The sequence below is a fragment of the Streptococcus sp. NM genome (assembly GCF_003390135.1).
Lineage (GTDB): Bacteria > Bacillota > Bacilli > Lactobacillales > Streptococcaceae > Streptococcus.
In genome coordinates this window covers 35,721-53,509 of record NZ_QUOS01000001.1, presented here as the reverse complement: position 1 = coordinate 53,509, position 17,789 = coordinate 35,721, and the positions used below count along the sequence as shown (strand labels likewise).

The following is a 17,789-nucleotide window of genomic DNA, read 5'->3' as shown; positions in this document are numbered from 1 at the left end:
ATGAAAATCACAAAACTTGAAAAGAAAAAAAGACTCTATCTGATGGAGCTTGATAATGGCGACAAATGCTATATTACTGAAGATACAATTGTTCGTTTTATGTTATCAAGAGATAAGGTGATAAGCGAAGAAGAATTGAAAGATATTCAGGACTTTGCCCAATTTTCTTACGGTAAGAATCTAGCTCTCTACCACTTATCCTTTAAAGCACGCACCGAAAAAGAAGTCAGAGAATATCTGAAAAAATACGATATTGATGAAAACATCGTTTCTCAAGTCATTATTAATCTTAAAGAAGATAAGTGGATTAATGACAGCCAGTACGCTTATGCTATCATCAATGCCAATCAACTTTCAGGAGACAAGGGGCCTTATGTACTGACTCAGAAACTAACACAAAAAGGGATTTCAAAATCTACTATAGAAGAGAACTTGAAAGAATTTGATTTTTCTGAAGTTGCTCAACGTGTAGCTAATAAACTATTGAAAAAATATGAGGAAAAGCTTCCTGCTCGTGCTTTGCAGGATAAGATTATACAAAATCTGACCAACAAGGGGTTTTCCTATTCTGATGCTAAAAGTGCCTTTGACCAGTTGGATAGTCAAGTTGACCAAGAAACGACTCAGGAACTCATCTTCAGGGAACTTGATAAGCAATATGCCAAGTATGCCCGAAAATATGAAGGATACGAACTTAAACAGCGTTTAACCCAAGTTTTAGCACGAAAGGGCTACGATTTTTCGGATATAGCAAGCGCTCTCAGAGAATATCTTTAATATTTTCATGTAAAATTCACAGATTTTAGGTAATTTTATGGTACAATAGTAAACGATAAACTTATAAATTGTAGAAAGTTGGTTAGTTATGAAGCTTCCAAAAGAAGGCGACTTTATTACAATTCAAAGTTATAAGCATGATGGGAGTCTCCACCGAACTTGGCGGGACACCATGGTACTAAAAACAACAGAAAACGCCATTATTGGTGTCAACGATCATACACTGGTTACCGAAAGTGATGGTCGTCGTTGGGTCACTCGAGAACCGGCTATTGTTTACTTTCACAAGAAATATTGGTTTAATATCATTGCCATGATTCGTGATAATGGAATTTCCTACTATTGCAATATGGCTAGCCCCTACTATCTGGATGAAGAAGCACTGAAGTATATTGATTATGATTTGGATGTTAAAATTTTTACAGATGGGGAAAAACGTCTCTTGGACGTTGAGGAGTATGAGCGTCACAAACGCAAAATGAATTATTCTGATGACTTGGACTATATTTTAAAAGAACATGTCAAAATTCTTGTTGATTGGATTAACAATGGACGAGGTCCTTTCTCAGAAGCCTATGTAAACATTTGGTACAAGCGCTATGTAGAACTAAAGAATCGGTAAAGTTGTCAAACTAGGGTGAAAGCCCTAGTTTTTTTATTTGAGAAACCCAGCTTTTCAGCTGGGTTGGTCTCTATATATCTAATTTCGTAACAGTAAATTTGATGTGGGAATAATCTTTTTCAACATCCTTATCCAGCAAGAACGCTGTGGCGTCCTTCTTAACTTGAACCAGGTCAATATTCTGAGCCTGGGCTGCATAGACGCATCCACAATAACATTGACGGTAGATGTCATACTCTTCACACATCTCTACCGAACGTTTGTAGCCTTGATTTTTCTTGAAATCACTTGGAAGATAGTGGGTTGTATAAATTTTTTGCACATCGATTCCGATGCTGTTAATGGTTTGAGAATTCTTATGAGGACTGATGGTTAAAGCCGAACCGAAGTAGTCAAAACCTAAGTCCATAGCCACTTGCGCTGTCTTATCCAGTCGGTAGTCAAAGCAAACCTTGCAACGGTCGCCACCTTCTGGCTCTTCTTCCAGTCCTCTGACTAACTTACGATATTCATTTGGTTCGTAGGGAGCTTCTAGGTACTGAACCGTATTTCCTGTTCGCTCATTGAAATCACTGACAAATTTTTGGGTGACGTAAGCCCGCTTGTGATATTCTGCCTTGGGATGGATATTAGAATTGGCAAAATAGATGGTCACGTCTGCATACTTAGTCAAATATTCTAGAGTATAGGTACTGCAAGGGGCACAGCAAACATGCATGAGAATGGTTGGCCGTTGCTCATTTTTCTCCCATACTTGTACCATCTTCTGCATGACACGGTCATAATTAATCTTCTGATTGGGGTTCATCTTGCTCAGAATTTCTTCTACATCGATCATGTTCTTCTCCTTTTTCTAATCTTATTTTATCATATAAGTTAGGAGAGCTCAAATCTATTTAGAAGTGAATATCATAAAAAGAAGGGATATGCATTCCCTCCTTTTGTGTTTTTTATAGAAAGCTTACATCATGCCGCCCATCATGCTTGGATCCATTGCTGGAGCCGGAGCTGCTGGTTCTGGTTTATTGGCTACGACTGCTTCTGTTGTCAAAATCAAACTAGCTACAGATGCTGCATTTTGTAAGGCTGAACGGCTCACTTTAACTGGATCAATAATCCCTTGATCAATCATGTTAACCCATTCGCCAGTTGCTGCGTTGAAGCCTGTACCAACTTCAGCATTTTTCAAACGATCGATAACGATTGAACCTTCGAATCCTGCATTGTGGGCGATTTGACGAACAGGTTCTTCCAAAGCACGGAGAACAATATTGCGGCCTGTTGCTTCGTCTCCTGTCAATTCCAAATCAGCCACGGCTGGGATAACATTTACAAGGGCTGTTCCACCACCTGCAACGATTCCTTCTTCAACAGCTGCACGAGTAGCATTGAGGGCATCTTCAATGCGGAGTTTCATTTCTTTCAACTCAGTTTCAGTTGCAGCTCCGACCTTGATGACTGCTACACCACCTGACAATTTCGCCAAGCGTTCTTGCAATTTTTCACGGTCAAACTCAGAAGTTGTGGTTTCGATTTGAGACTTGATAACTGCAACACGGTGAGAAATCGCTTCAGGATTTCCAGCACCTTCTACGATAACAGTGCTATCTTTGTCCACAGTTACTTTCGCTGCTTGACCAAGTGCCTCAATCGTAGCATCTTTCAACTCAAGACCTAGGTCTTCTGTGATAACTGTTCCGCCTGTTAAGATGGCGATATCTTCGAGCATAGCTTTACGACGGTCACCAAATCCAGGTGCCTTGACTGCTACCACGTTGAAGGTTCCACGAATCTTGTTCAAAACAAGAGTTGGAAGAGCTTCGCCATCCACATCATCCGCAATAATCAAGAGTGGACGATTGCTTTGGAGAATGCTTTCTAGGAGTGGCAAAATTTCTTGGATATTTGAAATCTTCTTATCTGTAATCAAAATGTACGGATTTTCAAGGTCAGCCACCATTTTTTCGCTATCTGTCACCATGTACTGTGAAAGGTAACCACGGTCGAACTGCATTCCTTCAACAACTTCAAGCTCTGTTTCCATACCACGTGACTCTTCGATAGTGATGACTCCATCTTTGCCAACTTTTTCCATAGCTTCAGAGATGTATTCACCGACTTTTTCAGAACGAGAAGAGACGGCTGCAACTTGAGCGATAGCTTCTTTGTTGGCAACAGGAATAGCATTGTTTTTCAAGGCTTCAACTGCTGCAGCAACTGCTGTTTCAATCCCACGACGAATGCCAATTGGATTGGCACCTGCAGTGACGTTTTTGATTCCTTCACGGACGATAGCTTGGGTCAAGACTGTTGCAGTCGTAGTCCCGTCACCTGCGATATCATTGGTTTTAGAAGCTACTTCTGATACCAATTTGGCACCCATATTTTCAAAATGGTCTTCCAATTCGATTTCTTTGGCAATAGTTACACCGTCATTGGTGATGAGTGGTGAACCGAATGATTTTTCAAGAACAACATTGCGGCCTTTTGGTCCCAAGGTTACTTTAACAGTGTCTGCAAGGATATCGACACCACGGACCATAGCTGAACGAGCGTCAGATGAAAATTTAATTTCTTTTGACATACTTACTTTCTCCTTCTATTCTTCAATGATTGCCAAGATGTTAGCTTCCCCTACGATGATGTACTTTTCATCGCCATCTTTGACATCAAGACCTGCGTGAACTTCAACTAAGACACGATCTCCAACCTTGACACTTGGAGCCACCAAGTCACCGTTCAAGGTACGAACACCTTGTCCAGTAGCTACAACTTGGGCTGTTTTTGTTTTTTCTTGGGCTGAACCTGCAAGGACAAAGCCTCCAACAGTTTGTTCTTTTTCTTCGATTTTCAAGACCACACGGTCTCCTAATGGCTTCAACATCTGTTTTCCTCCATGATGAACTACATATTATTAGCACTCTTTATATCTGAGTGCTAAATCATAGTTCTATTGTATCACTTGGTCAGAAATAGTCAAGGAAAAAGTCTGACTTTCTCAAGATAAAAAGCCTGAGAGCAACTCAGACTTTTTAATGTTTAAAATGGCAATTCCTCCTCTTCCAAAACCAAATCTGCCAAATCCTGTCCTGCATTATTTTCACGCATGGCACGTTGAGCACGACTTTCCAAGAGTTGGAATCCTGTGACAAGTACTTCGGTCACATAGTTCATCTGACCATTTTTCTCAAAGCGACGTGTACGTAATTCCCCATCCACTGAAATAAGACTACCTTTGGTTGCGTAGCTTGCCAAGCTTTCTGCTAGCCTACCCCAAAGGACCATATTGACAAAGTCAGCTTCACGTTCACCGTTTTGATCTTTATAACGACGGTTCACAGCGATAGTTGCTCGCGCCACTGACTTGTCATTGCTGGTTTTGTGCAATTCAGGTGTAGACGTTAAACGTCCAATCAAGATAACTTTATTATACATATTTTCTTCCTCCTACTTATCTATTCGTAGGAAATCAAAAAAAGTTACAGAAATTTGTAACTTTTCGAGGAAATTTTTTAGTTTTTATGAACCATGAAACCTGTCGCCTGTTGATTGGCCATAATGGTCATATCTGTAATCTGCACACGACGAGGCTGACTGGTCACATAGACTACTGTGTCTGCAATATCCTGAGCTTGCAAAGCTTCGATTCCTTGGTAAACGGACGCAGCTCGTTCTTTATCACCGTGAAAACGTACCGTCGAAAAATCTGTTTCGACAATCCCAGGCTGAATGGTTGTAACCTTGATATCCGTTGCGATGGTATCAATTCGCAGTCCATCCGAAAAGGTCTTAACCGCTGCCTTGGTAGCTGAGTAAACAGCGGCACCCGCATAGGCGTAGATTCCTGCGGTTGACCCCATGTTGATGATATGTCCTTGATTGGCTTTTACCATTGCTGGCAAGAAAGAGCGAGTGACTGCCATCAAACCTTTGACATTGGTATCCAGCATGGTCAACATATCCAACTCTTCATAGTCCTGATAAGGTGCTAAACCTAGAGCCAGTCCGGCATTGTTGACCAGAATATCAATCTGACCTATCGTTTCTAGAATATCAGAGCAGACAGCCTTTACCATGTTCATATCCGTGACATCTAGCGGAAAAGCCCAAACTGTTTGATTTGGGAAGGTCTCTGCAAACTCCGACTTGAGGTTTTCTAGTCTGTCTATCCGTCGTCCAGTTAGAACGACATTCTCACCCTGCTCCAGATAAGCACGCGCAATTGCTTCACCAATACCTGATGTCGCTCCTGTAATCACAACATTTTTTGCCATCTTATTTCCTTCCAGCTGGTCTATCAGATACTAACAACTTCTTAGGCAGTCCAGTGTTTAGCTGGATCAAATGGAGTTCCAACAACTTGGTCTTCTGATAATTCAATAACACCACGTTTTTGCGGAGCATTTGGCAGATGCAATTCACGAGGGCTACACATCATGCCAAAACTCTTTTCGCCACGAAGTTCGCCTGGGAAAATAAGATTGCCTTTGGGCATCATAGCTCCAGGAAGAGCCACAATGGTTTTCAACCCAAGACGCGCATTAGGAGCCCCTGCAACGATTTGCACTGTCTTGTCACTCGCGACTGCAACTTGGCAGATGTTGAGGTGGTCACTATCTGGATGGGCTACCATCTCGACAATCTCACCAACAACAAATTTAGGTTCCTTGTCATTGACAATTTCTTCTTTAAAACCTTCTGCCTGCAACTCTTGGTTCAAACGAGCGACCTGTTCATCTGATAAAAAGACTTGACCGCGCTCTGCAATTTCAAATAAACTTGAAACTTCAAAAATATTCCAAGCCACTGTTTCCCCATTATCTTTGAGAAAAACACGGGCTACCTTGCCTTTGCGCTCCACATCCAACTTGGCATCTCCGCTGTTTTTTACGATGATCATAAGGACATCACCGACATGTTCTTTATTATATGTAAAAATCATTGTTTCCTTTTTCTCCTATTTTAGTCCTGCTAAAAAGTCGTTAATTTGTTGCTTGCTTTTACGGTCGCGATTGACAAAACGACCGATTTCCTTGTCCTTTTCTAGAACAACAAGGCTGGGGATTCCATAAACATCCCAGAGTTTGGCTAAATCCATATACTGGTCTCGGTCCACTCGAATAAAGGTGAACTCTGGATTGGTCTCCTCAATTTCTGGCAAGGTAGGATAGATATAACGACAATCGCCACACCAGTCCGCCACAAAAAGAAAGACCTTCTTCCCATCTTTTTCTACTAAAGATGCTAATTCTTCTAAACTTGCTGGTTGTATCATAAAACTTCCTCCTCATAGACTAGGTCTTCATTTTCATAGACAAAGGTATAATGACGGCCATCCTCAAAAATGACGCCACCAACCAAGCTCTCTATACTGCTTTCATAGACTTGAACATAGAGGGTAGCAATTTCTCCCATGTCTGAAAAATGGTCTCGCACAATCGCTGTCAACTCTTCCTGGGTCTTCATGAGCTTACGATCATCTGCAACTTTTTTCGTAGCAAGGGCAAGGCTCCCAATACCAAGCAGAGCCAGACCTGCCATCCACATTTTTTTAGCTTTCATACCATTCATTTTAACACAAAAAAGGCTTTAGGACAAATGAGGAAGCAGCAGAAAAGCAAGTAAAAAGCCTCTTCCTTTAAGGAAAAGGACTTCTTATTCTTATTGCCAGGCACCTGAGTTGCCAACGTAGTAGCCATCTGGTGTGTAGGTATTGCGAAGCATCTTACCTGATGAAGCCAGATAATACCACTTGCCATTATCTTTGACCCAATCATTCGCTAGCATGGCACCAGAAGAACTTACATAATACCATTCTCCCTTGTCATAAACCCAAGTGCTTGCTTTCATGGCTCCTGAAGTTGATAAATAGTACCACTTACCTTGGTCGTAAAGCCAGTCACTCGCAATCATGGCTCCTGATAATTTAAAGGCATACCAGTTGCTACCTTGATAAAGCCAAGTTTGATTGAACATGACTCCTTTATCATTCATAAAGTACCAAGTTCCCTTGTCATAAACCCAATCCTTCTGCACTAATTGACCTTGTTGTTGATAGTACCAGTTTTGGTTTGATTTTAGCCAGCTTTCTGCTTTTACAATCGGATAAAGTTCTTTGAAAGATCCTCCATCATCATATTTATGACTGATAGATTTTGGTTTTTCTAGCTTCAACTCGTCATTATCATAATTTGCCCAAGCAAAAACTTTTTGACCATTAACAGTCTCTGGTAAGGCAGCAGTGTAAGTCTTGGTTTGATAATCCCATTTAGCATCGAGGTAGGTGTATTGATCATTTGATTCTTCAATACGATAGTAACCTCTCTTTCCACTATCATTATGAATATCATCCACAACTTTCGTTGACCAGGTCTTTACTTCATTTCCGCTCTTAGCTTCTACCTTGATATCTCCTCTATAGCCATATGGAACATAGAAATTCAGGTAACGCCCCTCTACGCCCATCATAGACTTGTCCTTTTCTTGACCTAGGAAATTGACAGTTTGATCTTGACCATCGAGACTAACCGTCCACTCGATTTTCTCGGTTTTTGGCAAATCCAAGACTTTGATATCCACTTCATGACCATTGTTAAACCGAAGAATCTTGCCATCTTGATACTGCACTCCACACTTAACAACCCATTCTTCTTTAAGCTCAAATGCCTGCCCTGAATGTGGAAAAGCCAGTAAAGCTAGACCAGCTAGAGACAAACCAAATAATGTGATTTTTTTCATTGTAGTTCCTCCTTAGTTGTTGTTATGTTAATTATATCACTATATTTTTATTTTGCAAATTATATCCTAAATATGCAAGCAAAAAACCTCTGAGATTCTTCTCAAAGGTTCTAATTTGGCTAATTACTATTCTCAACTGCTGCAGTAACAAAGGCAGTGTAGAGTTCTTCTGGGCGGTTTGGACGACTTGAAAGTTCAGGGTGATACTGACACGCTACAAAGAATTTATTTTCAGGAATTTCCACGATTTCGACCAAACGATTGTCTGGAGAAACTCCTGAGAAGACAAAACCTGCTGCCTCAAACTGCTCACGGAAGGCGTTGTTAAACTCATAACGATGACGGTGACGGCGTTGCACCACTTCTTGATTGTGATAAGCAGCTGCTGCCTTAGAGCCACGTTTCAACTTAGACGGATAAAGTCCCAAACGAAGGGTTCCTCCCATATCCTCAACATCAATCTGATCACGCATGATATCAATGATAGGGTATTTTGTTTCTGGTGCAAGCTCTGCAGAATTGGCACCTTCAAGACCCAAAACGTGACGAGCAAACTCGATACAAGTCAACTGCATTCCCAAGCAGACTCCCAACATTGGAACATCATTCTCACGCGCATAGCGGATAGCTTGGATTTTCCCTTCTGTACCACGTTGGCCAAAACCTCCTGGTACGATGATTCCATCTGCATCAGACAAGATTTCTGCCACATTCTCTGCTGTCACATCATTGGCATTAATCCAATTGATTTTAACTTCTGCGTCGTTGGCATAACCAGAGTGTTTCAAGGCTTCGACCACAGAAATGTAGGCATCTTGCAACTCCACATACTTACCGACAAGGGAAATCTTAACTTGTTTCTTGAGGTTCATGACCTTGTCTACCATGGCTGACCATTCTGCCATATCTGCTACTGGTGCGTCTAATTTCAGGTGGTCACAGACAATTTGATCCATACCTTGTGCCTGCAAGTTCAATGGAATTTGGTAAAGATGTTCAACATCTAAAGACTCGATAACGGCTTCTGGTGCCACATCACAGAACTGTGCCAGTTTGTTTTTAATTCCTTGACCAGCTGGCTCTTCTGTACGAATAACCAACATATTTGGTTGGATTCCCAAGCCACGCAATTCTTTTACAGAGTGTTGAGTTGGTTTGGTTTTCATTTCACCAGCGGCCTTGAGGTATGGAAGCAAGGTTGTATGGATGTACATAACATTATCCGCACCCACATCTGCCTTCATCTGACGAAGGGCCTCTAGGAATGGCAAGGACTCGATGTCCCCAACGGTTCCACCAACTTCTGTGATAATGACATCCGAGTCGGTCGTTACAGCGGCACGCTTGATTTTTTCTTTCAAAGCATCTGTGATATGAGGAATAACCTGAACAGTTGCCCCAAGGTATTCTCCACGGCGTTCCTTACGAAGAACTTCACTGTAAATTTTACCAGTTGTCACGTTGGAATATTTATTAAGATTGATATCGATGAAACGTTCATAGTGACCCAAGTCCAAATCTGTCTCAGCTCCGTCATCTGTCACAAAAACTTCCCCGTGCTGGTAAGGACTCATAGTTCCCGGATCAATATTGATATAAGGGTCAAACTTTTGAATGGTTACTTTGAGACCACGATTTTTCAAGAGACGGCCCAGACTCGCTGCTACAATCCCTTTCCCAATAGACGATACCACACCACCAGTTACAAAAATATATTTCGTAGACATAGATTCCTCTTTCTAAAATGCTCAAGGCCTTGCTGACTACGAGGGGACATAGAAAACAAGACCCTACTAATAAGAATAATCTGGAACGACTGCACCAGATTCACAACCAATACTCTTCGAAAATCTCTTCAAACCGCGTCAACGTCGCCTTGCCGTACGCAAGTACAGCCTGCGGCTAGTTTCCTAGTTTGCTCTTTGATTTTCATTGAGTATAAAATACAAGAAGATAACTTCTTGAAAAAACAAAAATAGCTCCCTAAGAACTAGGGAGCCCCGACCTCTAAAAGAGGTGCCCGAACAATATGATACCTAAAAATAGGATAATTGTCAATAGCTAACTTTTATTCCTCGGTGTTTTCAGAATCATCGTCTGAAAACTCGTCGTCTTCTTCGTTGAGATCCACATCTTCACCCAAGTCATCAGGGGCAATTTCGTTGATTTCTGCATCGTAAGCTTCCACTTCATTTTTCTCATCATCTGGATTTTCATCATCGTATGAAAGAGCTGGATCTGCTTCGTATGCATCCTCGTCTTCTGGATCATCTGCATTGTAGTCAATAGCATCTGAATCACCATCCATGAAGGCATTGACACGTTTTTTCTTAGCTTTTGGTGCTACTTCATCGTCGTCATTTTCTTCAAGAGCGATGATTTCTTCATCGATTTCGTCCACACCATACCATGAACGAAGACCCCATTTGTTGTCTCCAAGTGAGATGAAGCTACCGTCAAAGTTCAACTCTGTGTAGAACAAAGGCAAAGCTTCGCGGATATCGCTGTTTGATGTTCCAAGGTAGTTTTGAATTTCGTTTACAAGATCGCTAAAATGCATCTCGTGATCGCGACCACGAAGTTCCAAGATAGCACGTGCTACCTCAATCATAGATAGTTCACTTTTTTCTTGCCCAGCAAATACTTCTAATTCCAAAGCGTTTCTCCTCATTTATACTACTATCGCCAGAGCGAACAGACTCTGACCTCATTTTATCATTTACTCTTTATTTTACGATAATTTTGCAGAATAGTCAAAGGTTAAATGGGAGAAAGTGACAGGACTTTTTATTTCTTTGCTACCCAGCCGATGGCATCGCTTGGTGGATTTTCGGTATCAATCCAGATGAATTCGATGCAATAGTATATGAAATTAAGTAACAATGTTGTACTTCTCAGATCGGTTCGAACTTACAGAATTTGTCATGTAGTAACCTGCTTTCTATATCTATTAACTATACCAGTATAACATTTTCACTATAAAAATGTAGAGCGAAACAATGGCCTTTATTTAATATTAAACAAAAATATATATATTTTAGAAAACTTAAAAATTCTTTTTAAATTTCATAAACTTACAACACATGTCCTAGTCCATATAATCAATACAAACTAGTCTACAAGATTAATCCAAGGAAAATTACTATCTCTATTTATTAAATGTACATCTTCTACACTTATGAATTCTGATTGATTTTCTAAAGAATATTGACTGATTGTGAATGAGCTATGATTAATTGTTACTTTTTTAATCTTCTCTTTCATAGCATCTATCGGAGCAGGCTGTTTTAAAAACTGATACATCTTAGAATTTGTTATTTCTCCGGTATAATAAGAAATGTCTTTTGTAAATATATTTCTACCACTACAAAAATCCCAGATAACTGGCGGATATCTACGCAAAAAAGCACTAAAAGAAGACTCATCTACAATGTATATATCATTATAATTATCAGGTGCCCCTAACATTGTAGAAGTAATAAAAATTTTTTTAAAATCACGGACTCTCTCTATTCCTAACTTGCTAATGAATAATTGACTATTTCTTATAAAATAATCTATATTTCTTTCAAATTTTTTAAGATATCCGTGAATCATACATAACTGTTCAGCATGCTCTTTCACAGTATATGGGTATGGTAAAGTTTTACACTCAACTAAATATACGATTTCTCCGATAGCAAATATTTGATCAATTTCATAATTTTCTCCTTGATAACTATCTTTTAGGTTAGAAATTGTACGCATGTTTCCACCATTCAACACCGATGTTATTGCTTTTTCTAAGAAATAACCTTTCTTAGATAGATCATTCAATTTATTTAAGCGCTTAGAAAAATTTGAAATGATAGCAAATGCACTGATAGTATCTTGAGAAATAGATGGAATAATTGCTAAACAGTCTCCTAATTGAATAAAAGGTGCATCAATTAAGTCATAAGATTCCTTACTGAATATTAAATTATCTAATATTTTTTCTGCGATTTCTTTAGATACTTTAAGAAATTTTTTTATTTCTAATGTCCATTGTATTTTGCTCTTTACAATACATAATTTATCAAGTTGGTTAATATCGTTTTCTTTACTTAGCTTCTTATTGGATATTTTTCTAACAAATAAATATGCTTTATTCCAATAATCTACAGAAATTCCATCTAATTCATAAGACTTCCATTCTTCTCCCAATATTCTTTCTAGTTCAATCATACTATAATAATCATTTATATCATAGTCCATTTTTTTCTCTATATTAGATTTCCTATAGTTGCTAATTAAACGAGAGTATCTATTATGTCTGGCTCCCTTCTCTCGAAAATTTGAAATTAATACACTTCTATTAAATTCTTCCCCAATAACATCAATACTTAAATGAGAATCTTTTTTTATTTCAAGCTGTGAAAATCTAAAATATTCCATAATATCTTTAATACTTTCATACTCATCATAAAATTCAAAATGCTTGCATATGATTTCAACATCTTTTATACAATATATTTTATTTGTTTTTTTAGAAGAAATGTCCTTAAACATAAAATATTTAAGTATCTCAGCTGCATATCCTTTTAACGTATCTCGTATATGTATATTAGCTTCAAATTCTGACTCATTTTGGTTAGAAGTTTCAGAAATATGATTTCTATTGTAACTTCTTAAGACTTTTTCTATGCATATTAAAATGAGCGATAAATCAATCTTAACTTTTGTAGGATTATTATAAAAATAATTATCTCTTGAGATAATGAAATCTGAATATAATTTGTCTAAAATTAAAGCTTGATTCTTGAACTTCTTCCATACCAATTTGTTCTCCTGGTCAAATTTATTTTCTACAAATGAACTAATTTTTTCAAACAATAGATTTTTATAATCTCTGCTTTTACCTAAACTTAAATCTCCAACGATATTACTAACTTTTGTTATATGTATGATTTCATCCACTGATTTGTCATTCAATTGAAGCAATATTGTATTTATTCTCTCATCTATTTTCTTTATATTATTAGGTAATTTAATTAGTGAGTCAAATTCATGGAAATCATAATTATAATTTTCTATCATTACAGTGACCTCTATCAAAAAATGTAAAATCATTATACCAAAAACCCCAGCAAATTGCCGAGGTATATAACTTATTTCACCAACTTCTTCATCTCATCAATACGTGCTACGGTCGCATCATATTTCGCTTGGTAGTCGGCTTGTTTGTCGCGTTCTTTTTGGACGACTTCTGGTTTGGCGTTGGCTACGAAGCGTTCGTTAGAGAGCTTCTTGCCGACCATATCCAATTCTTTTTGCCATTTAGTCAGTTCCTTGTCGAGACGAGCCAGTTCTTCTTCGACATTGAGGAGGTCTGCCAGTGGCAGGTAGATCTCTGCTCCTGTGATGACGCTTGACATCGCGAGTTCAGGTGCAGGGATGTTTGATGCGATTTCCAAGTGCTCTGGATTTGTGAAGCGTTTGATGTAGTTGACATTGCTGTTAAAGAAGGCTTCCAAGTCGCTATCGCTTGTCTTAACAAGGATGGTGATAGGTTTGCTTGGTGCCACGTTTACTTCCGCACGCGCATTACGAACGGCACGGATCAAGTCTTTGAGGCTTTCTACACCTGTGTGAGCAGCAAGATCTTCAAAGGCTGGATTGACAGTTGGGTATTCTGCTGTCACGATAGAGCCTTCTGAGATTTGTCCAAAGATTTCCTCTGTCACGAATGGCATGATTGGGTGAAGGAGACGAAGGATCTTGTCCAAAGTATAAAGGAGAACAGAGCGTGTGATGACTTTCTCTTCTTCATTATCGCTGTAAAGGACTTCCTTAGTCAACTCAACGTACCAGTCCGCAAACTCATCCCAGATGAAATTGTAGAGGATATGTCCAGCGACACCAAACTCAAACTTATCAAAGTTGGCAGTTGCTTTTCCGATAGTTTCATTGAGGTTGTGGAGAATCCAGCGGTCTGTAACGTTGCCAGCTTCCTTGTTAACAACTTTTTCGACATTGGCAGTTGCTTGCTCAAGGGTCAATCCTTCATTGTTCATGAGGATGTAGCGAGAGATGTTCCAGATCTTGTTGATGAAGTTCCACGAAGCATCCATTTTTTCGTAAGAGAAGCGCACGTCTTGTCCTGGTGCAGAACCGTTTGAAAGGAACCAACGAAGGGCATCAGCACCGTATTTCTCGATGACATCCATTGGGTCAATCCCGTTACCGAGAGACTTAGACATCTTGCGTCCTTGCTCGTCACGGATAAGACCATGGATAAGGACGTTTTGGAATGGCTGACGACCAGTGAATTCCAAGGATTGGAAGATCATACGAGATACCCAGAAGAAGATGATGTCGTAACCTGTAACCAAGGTTGAAGTTGGGAAGTAACGTTTGAAGTCTTCTGAATCGACATCAGGCCAGCCCATAGTTGAGAACGGCCAAAGTGCTGAACTGAACCAAGTATCCAAGACGTCTTCATCTTGTGTCCATCCGTCACCTTCTGGAGCTTCTTCACCGACGTACATTTCACCCTCAGCATTGTACCATGCAGGAATTTGGTGACCCCACCAGAGCTGACGAGAGATTACCCAGTCGTGAACATTTTCCATCCATTGGAGGAAGGTATCGTTGAAACGAGGTGGGTAGAATTCAACCTTGTCCTCTGTGTCTTGGTTGGCAATAGCATTTTTGGCCAATTGGTCCATCTTGACGAACCATTGAGTAGACAAGCGTGGTTCAACTACAACGCCGGTACGTTCTGAGTGACCAACACTGTGGACACGTTTTTCAATTTTAACGAGAGTGCCGATTTCTTCCAACTTAGCAACGACTGCCTTACGAGCTTCAAAACGGTCCATGCCTGCAAATTCAAAGGCCAGTTCGTTCATGGTTCCGTCGTCGTTCATGACGTTGACTTGCGGCAAGTTGTGGCGTTGACCAACCAAGAAGTCGTTTGGATCGTGGGCAGGTGTGATTTTCACGACACCAGTACCAAACTCAGGATCAGCATGCTCATCCCCAACGATTGGGATGAGTTTATTAGCGATTGGAAGGATGACGCTTTTTCCAATCAAGTCCTTGTAGCGTGGGTCTTCTGGATTGACCGCAACGGCAACGTCCCCAAACATGGTCTCAGGACGAGTTGTCGCAACTTCAAGGGCGCGCGAGCCGTCTTCCAGCATGTAGTTCATGTGGTAGAAGGCACCTTCTACGTCCTTGTGAATCACCTCGATATCAGAAAGGGCTGTGCGAGCTGCTGGGTCCCAGTTGATGATAAACTCACCACGGTAAATCCAGCCTTTCTTATAAAGGTCCACAAAGACCTTGCGAACCGCTTTTGACAAACCTTCGTCAAGAGTGAAACGCTCACGAGAGTAGTCTACAGAGAGCCCCATCTTGCCCCATTGTTCCTTGATGGTAGTGGCATATTCGTCTTTCCATTCCCAAACCTTATCGAGGAATTTCTCACGACCTAGGTCATAACGTGTAATGCCCTCACCACGTAAGCGCTCCTCAACCTTAGCCTGAGTGGCAATCCCAGCGTGGTCCATACCTGGAAGCCAAAGGGTGTCAAAACCTTGCATGCGTTTTTGACGGATAATGATATCTTGAAGAGTTGTATCCCAAGCGTGACCAAGGTGAAGTTTCCCAGTTACGTTTGGTGGTGGAATGACGATTGAATAAGGCTTAGCCTTTTTATCGCCTGAAGGCTTGAAAACATCGGCGTCAAGCCATTTTTGGTAACGACCAGCCTCAACCTCGGCTGGATTGTATTTAGGTGAAAGTTCTTTAGACATGTGTTTGTCCTTTCTCTATTGTATTCATTTTATTTTGAATTTGCTTAGCAGCTTCTTCTGCAGACAAATTCGTATTATTTATTTTAAAGTAGTGGTGCAACTCATTCGGTTGATGTTGGGAATTTAATTGAAGGGTTTCAGCTGTCTCTAAAATTTCTCTTTCAGATACCTCAATATGCCGTTTCAAGGGCTTGTGCTTCAACCGGTTCTCCGTTTGATTTCGATGTAAGCGCTCTTCAAGACTTGTTTCCAACTCAACAAAAAGAATATCTTGATGATAATCATCCAACAAATTCTGAATTTGCTTTAAATACATCAGCTGGTACTGATTTGAAAAATCAATTACGTCAGTTAAAATTACTGATCTCTGATTTCTTGCACTTGCTCCAAGGAATGAAAAGGTGATTCCACGAACAAATTCCCACATTTCCTCTGTATAGTCCTGATAGATTTCTAGTGCAAAATCGATGGCTTGATGGTTATAAAATAGGGTAGCATCCGTCAGTCGAGATAATTCTTGACCAATGGTCATTTTTCCTGATGCTGGAGCACCAATGATGAAAAGATGCATCAAATCACCTCCCATTCACTCCTCAGCAAGCCATATATCAGACTGTCACAACGATTTCCTTGAATATCTTTACGGTCTCTTATGCGAGCTTCAAGGGTAAATCCAAGTTTTTCTGCGACTCGTTGACTTTGGACATTGTATCCAAAACAAGTCAATTCAATCTTGTGAAGACCTAGTTCTCTAAAAGCTAGGTCAATCAAAGCTCGCGCTGCTTCTGGAACATAACCTCGACCCCAATAGTCTGGGTGCAGGGTATAGCCAAGCTCTAGCACATCGTCCCCATGGCGATGGTTGAAGTCAACAGAACCAATGACTTTATCGGTTCCTTTGACGACAATCCCGTAGCCTGCTGGGTAAGAAACTTCTGGACGACTAGCATAATCAAAGATATCCTCAGCATCAGCGACTGTCCGGACTCGTGAAACGAGACGTTCGGTTTCTAATCGTTCTGGTAATTCATCTCTCGACATCCTTCTTCCTCGCTTTCTTGATGAAGCTCCCCATAGGGTCAACACGATTATCTAAATAGCGATAAACGCGCTGGTAACCGTCCCCCATAAAGTAAGTCGGTGAAAAACGGTCATTTTTAAAATGTCCCTTATCATCCAAGAGTTCAGGATCAGCAAGTCGTTCGATAATCTTGGCAAAGATATGACAAATTCCATCTTCCTCGATAATCCGATCTACCTGACAGTCCAATACGACTGGACAGGCCTCTAAAATCGGAGACTGAGTCTGTTCAGAAATCTCGTAGTCTAGTCCCAGGTGTTTTAATTTCTCTCGATGACTGATAAAACCAGCCTGCTCCATCTCGAGCATGAGATTTTCATCAGGAATATTCACAGTAAACTTCTGGTAATGCTTGATTTGCTCAGCCACATTTTCCTCAGCTCCGACACCAATGACTAGCCAATCTCCCAAGCTATAAGAGGAGCTACATGTCGTAATATTGTGTCCAAAATTCTGATCCTGATACCCCAAAATGAAGATAGGAAAACCATAATAGAGTTTACTTGTTTTAAAAGATTGCTTCATAACAACCTCCTTTTACTAAGACGCAAAAGAAAATCCCTGTCATCTACATGACAGGGACGAATGTATTTATCCGCGGTACCACCCAATTTCGGGCAGAGCCCGCAACTCTCGTCTTTAAAACAAAAAGACACTTTTATTTCAATTTTTTATCCATTAGCAACCAGTTTTGACACACTTGTGGACTTCTCAGCACCGCCACTTTCTGTAAAATGTGAGATTCAAAACACCTCTAATGGCTCTATTGTAGCAAGATTTTAACGGAAAT

The 17,789-nt window shown here is 40.2% G+C and carries 18 protein-coding genes; 2 read left to right on the top strand and 16 right to left on the bottom strand.

Annotated features, from left to right (window positions below; all coding sequences use genetic code 11):
* Both recX and DXN33_RS00320 read left to right on the top strand, forming a co-directional pair.
* A complete protein-coding gene (recX, locus tag DXN33_RS00325) occupies positions 1-777 on the top strand; it encodes a recombination regulator RecX (RefSeq protein WP_115903957.1) in 777 nt (258 codons plus the stop codon).
* A gap of 88 nt (positions 778-865) precedes the next feature.
* Complete coding sequence (locus DXN33_RS00320; RefSeq protein WP_000775316.1) at positions 866-1,399, top strand: DUF402 domain-containing protein; 534 nt, start codon at positions 866-868, stop codon at positions 1,397-1,399.
* A 70-nt stretch (positions 1,400-1,469) separates the two neighbouring features.
* Here the strand turns inward: DXN33_RS00320 and DXN33_RS00315 are convergent, their stop codons facing one another.
* The 16 genes from DXN33_RS00315 to DXN33_RS00240 all read right to left on the bottom strand — a co-directional run bounded on the left by DXN33_RS00315 (position 1,470) and on the right by DXN33_RS00240 (position 17,524).
* Complete coding sequence (locus tag DXN33_RS00315) at positions 1,470-2,237, bottom strand: epoxyqueuosine reductase QueH (RefSeq protein WP_060627100.1); 768 nt, start codon at positions 2,235-2,237, stop codon at positions 1,470-1,472.
* A gap of 123 nt (positions 2,238-2,360) precedes the next feature.
* Complete coding sequence (groL, locus tag DXN33_RS00310) at positions 2,361-3,983, bottom strand: chaperonin GroEL (protein WP_115903955.1); 1,623 nt, start codon at positions 3,981-3,983, stop codon at positions 2,361-2,363.
* A gap of 15 nt (positions 3,984-3,998) precedes the next feature.
* Positions 3,999-4,283, bottom strand: a complete 285-nt coding sequence (groES, locus tag DXN33_RS00305; protein WP_115903954.1) for a co-chaperone GroES — start codon at positions 4,281-4,283, stop codon at positions 3,999-4,001.
* A gap of 155 nt (positions 4,284-4,438) precedes the next feature.
* Positions 4,439-4,834 (bottom strand): single-stranded DNA-binding protein, encoded by a 396-nt coding sequence (locus DXN33_RS00300; protein WP_115903952.1) that lies wholly within the window; start codon positions 4,832-4,834, stop codon positions 4,439-4,441.
* A gap of 77 nt (positions 4,835-4,911) precedes the next feature.
* A complete protein-coding gene (locus tag DXN33_RS00295) occupies positions 4,912-5,673 on the bottom strand; it encodes an SDR family NAD(P)-dependent oxidoreductase (protein WP_115903950.1) in 762 nt (253 codons plus the stop codon).
* 41 nt (positions 5,674-5,714) lie between these two features.
* Positions 5,715-6,341, bottom strand: coding sequence for a YtpR family tRNA-binding protein (ytpR, locus tag DXN33_RS00290; RefSeq protein WP_115903948.1), 627 nt, complete (start codon positions 6,339-6,341; stop codon positions 5,715-5,717).
* A 15-nt stretch (positions 6,342-6,356) separates the two neighbouring features.
* On the bottom strand, positions 6,357-6,674 hold the full coding sequence (locus DXN33_RS00285) for a thioredoxin family protein (RefSeq protein WP_049510168.1): 318 nt from the start codon (positions 6,672-6,674) through the stop codon (positions 6,357-6,359).
* Positions 6,671-6,970 (bottom strand): DUF4651 domain-containing protein, encoded by a 300-nt coding sequence (locus DXN33_RS00280; protein WP_049552343.1) that lies wholly within the window; start codon positions 6,968-6,970, stop codon positions 6,671-6,673. Before DXN33_RS00280 ends, DXN33_RS00285 begins: the two co-directional genes overlap by 4 nt.
* Positions 6,971-7,060: 90 nt before the next feature.
* Positions 7,061-8,137 carry an N-acetylmuramoyl-L-alanine amidase family protein gene (locus tag DXN33_RS00275; RefSeq protein WP_049552344.1) on the bottom strand — a complete coding sequence of 359 codons (1,077 nt, stop codon included), beginning with the start codon at positions 8,135-8,137 and terminating at the stop codon, positions 7,061-7,063.
* Between the two features lie 119 nt (positions 8,138-8,256).
* Positions 8,257-9,864, bottom strand: a complete 1,608-nt coding sequence (locus DXN33_RS00270; RefSeq protein ID WP_115903947.1) for a CTP synthase — start codon at positions 9,862-9,864, stop codon at positions 8,257-8,259.
* A gap of 341 nt (positions 9,865-10,205) precedes the next feature.
* Positions 10,206-10,793 (bottom strand): DNA-directed RNA polymerase subunit delta, encoded by a 588-nt coding sequence (gene rpoE, locus DXN33_RS00265; protein ID WP_045612819.1) that lies wholly within the window; start codon positions 10,791-10,793, stop codon positions 10,206-10,208.
* Positions 10,794-11,248: 455 nt separating this feature from the next.
* Positions 11,249-13,195 (bottom strand): hypothetical protein, encoded by a 1,947-nt coding sequence (locus DXN33_RS00260; protein WP_115903945.1) that lies wholly within the window; start codon positions 13,193-13,195, stop codon positions 11,249-11,251.
* A 71-nt stretch (positions 13,196-13,266) separates the two neighbouring features.
* Positions 13,267-15,918 carry a valine--tRNA ligase gene (locus tag DXN33_RS00255; RefSeq protein ID WP_115903943.1) on the bottom strand — a complete coding sequence of 884 codons (2,652 nt, stop codon included), beginning with the start codon at positions 15,916-15,918 and terminating at the stop codon, positions 13,267-13,269.
* A complete protein-coding gene (locus DXN33_RS00250; protein WP_115904463.1) occupies positions 15,911-16,489 on the bottom strand; it encodes an AAA family ATPase in 579 nt (192 codons plus the stop codon). The genes DXN33_RS00255 and DXN33_RS00250 overlap by 8 nt, the downstream gene beginning before the upstream one ends.
* Positions 16,489-16,959: a GNAT family N-acetyltransferase gene (locus tag DXN33_RS00245; RefSeq protein ID WP_115903941.1), complete on the bottom strand. Its 471-nt coding sequence runs from the start codon at positions 16,957-16,959 to the stop codon at positions 16,489-16,491. The genes DXN33_RS00250 and DXN33_RS00245 overlap by 1 nt, the downstream gene beginning before the upstream one ends.
* The gene (locus DXN33_RS00240) at positions 16,946-17,524 is read right to left on the bottom strand and encodes a flavin reductase family protein (RefSeq protein WP_115903939.1); all 579 of its coding nucleotides are present in this window, start codon (positions 17,522-17,524) and stop codon (positions 16,946-16,948) included. The genes DXN33_RS00245 and DXN33_RS00240 overlap by 14 nt, the downstream gene beginning before the upstream one ends.
* Positions 17,525-17,789 lie beyond the last annotated feature (265 nt).

Coding starts and splice junctions, on each gene's coding strand:
- groES (WP_115903954.1), bottom strand. CDS start 4,283: ATGTTGAAGCCATTAGGAGACCGTGTGGTCTTGAAAATCGAAGAAAAA.
- ytpR (WP_115903948.1), bottom strand. CDS start 6,341: ATGATTTTTACATATAATAAAGAACATGTCGGTGATGTCCTTATGATC.
- DXN33_RS00250 (WP_115904463.1), bottom strand. CDS start 16,489: ATGCATCTTTTCATCATTGGTGCTCCAGCATCAGGAAAAATGACCATT.
- DXN33_RS00255 (WP_115903943.1), bottom strand. CDS start 15,918: ATGTCTAAAGAACTTTCACCTAAATACAATCCAGCCGAGGTTGAGGCT.
- DXN33_RS00245 (WP_115903941.1), bottom strand. CDS start 16,959: ATGTCGAGAGATGAATTACCAGAACGATTAGAAACCGAACGTCTCGTT.
- groL (WP_115903955.1), bottom strand. CDS start 3,983: ATGTCAAAAGAAATTAAATTTTCATCTGACGCTCGTTCAGCTATGGTC.
- DXN33_RS00320 (WP_000775316.1), top strand. CDS start 866: ATGAAGCTTCCAAAAGAAGGCGACTTTATTACAATTCAAAGTTATAAG.
- DXN33_RS00315 (WP_060627100.1), bottom strand. CDS start 2,237: ATGATCGATGTAGAAGAAATTCTGAGCAAGATGAACCCCAATCAGAAG.
- recX (WP_115903957.1), top strand. CDS start 1: ATGAAAATCACAAAACTTGAAAAGAAAAAAAGACTCTATCTGATGGAG.
- DXN33_RS00295 (WP_115903950.1), bottom strand. CDS start 5,673: ATGGCAAAAAATGTTGTGATTACAGGAGCGACATCAGGTATTGGTGAA.
- DXN33_RS00240 (WP_115903939.1), bottom strand. CDS start 17,524: ATGAAGCAATCTTTTAAAACAAGTAAACTCTATTATGGTTTTCCTATC.
- DXN33_RS00270 (WP_115903947.1), bottom strand. CDS start 9,864: ATGTCTACGAAATATATTTTTGTAACTGGTGGTGTGGTATCGTCTATT.
- DXN33_RS00285 (WP_049510168.1), bottom strand. CDS start 6,674: ATGATACAACCAGCAAGTTTAGAAGAATTAGCATCTTTAGTAGAAAAA.
- DXN33_RS00260 (WP_115903945.1), bottom strand. CDS start 13,195: ATGATAGAAAATTATAATTATGATTTCCATGAATTTGACTCACTAATT.
- DXN33_RS00275 (WP_049552344.1), bottom strand. CDS start 8,137: ATGAAAAAAATCACATTATTTGGTTTGTCTCTAGCTGGTCTAGCTTTA.
- DXN33_RS00280 (WP_049552343.1), bottom strand. CDS start 6,970: ATGAATGGTATGAAAGCTAAAAAAATGTGGATGGCAGGTCTGGCTCTG.
- DXN33_RS00300 (WP_115903952.1), bottom strand. CDS start 4,834: ATGTATAATAAAGTTATCTTGATTGGACGTTTAACGTCTACACCTGAA.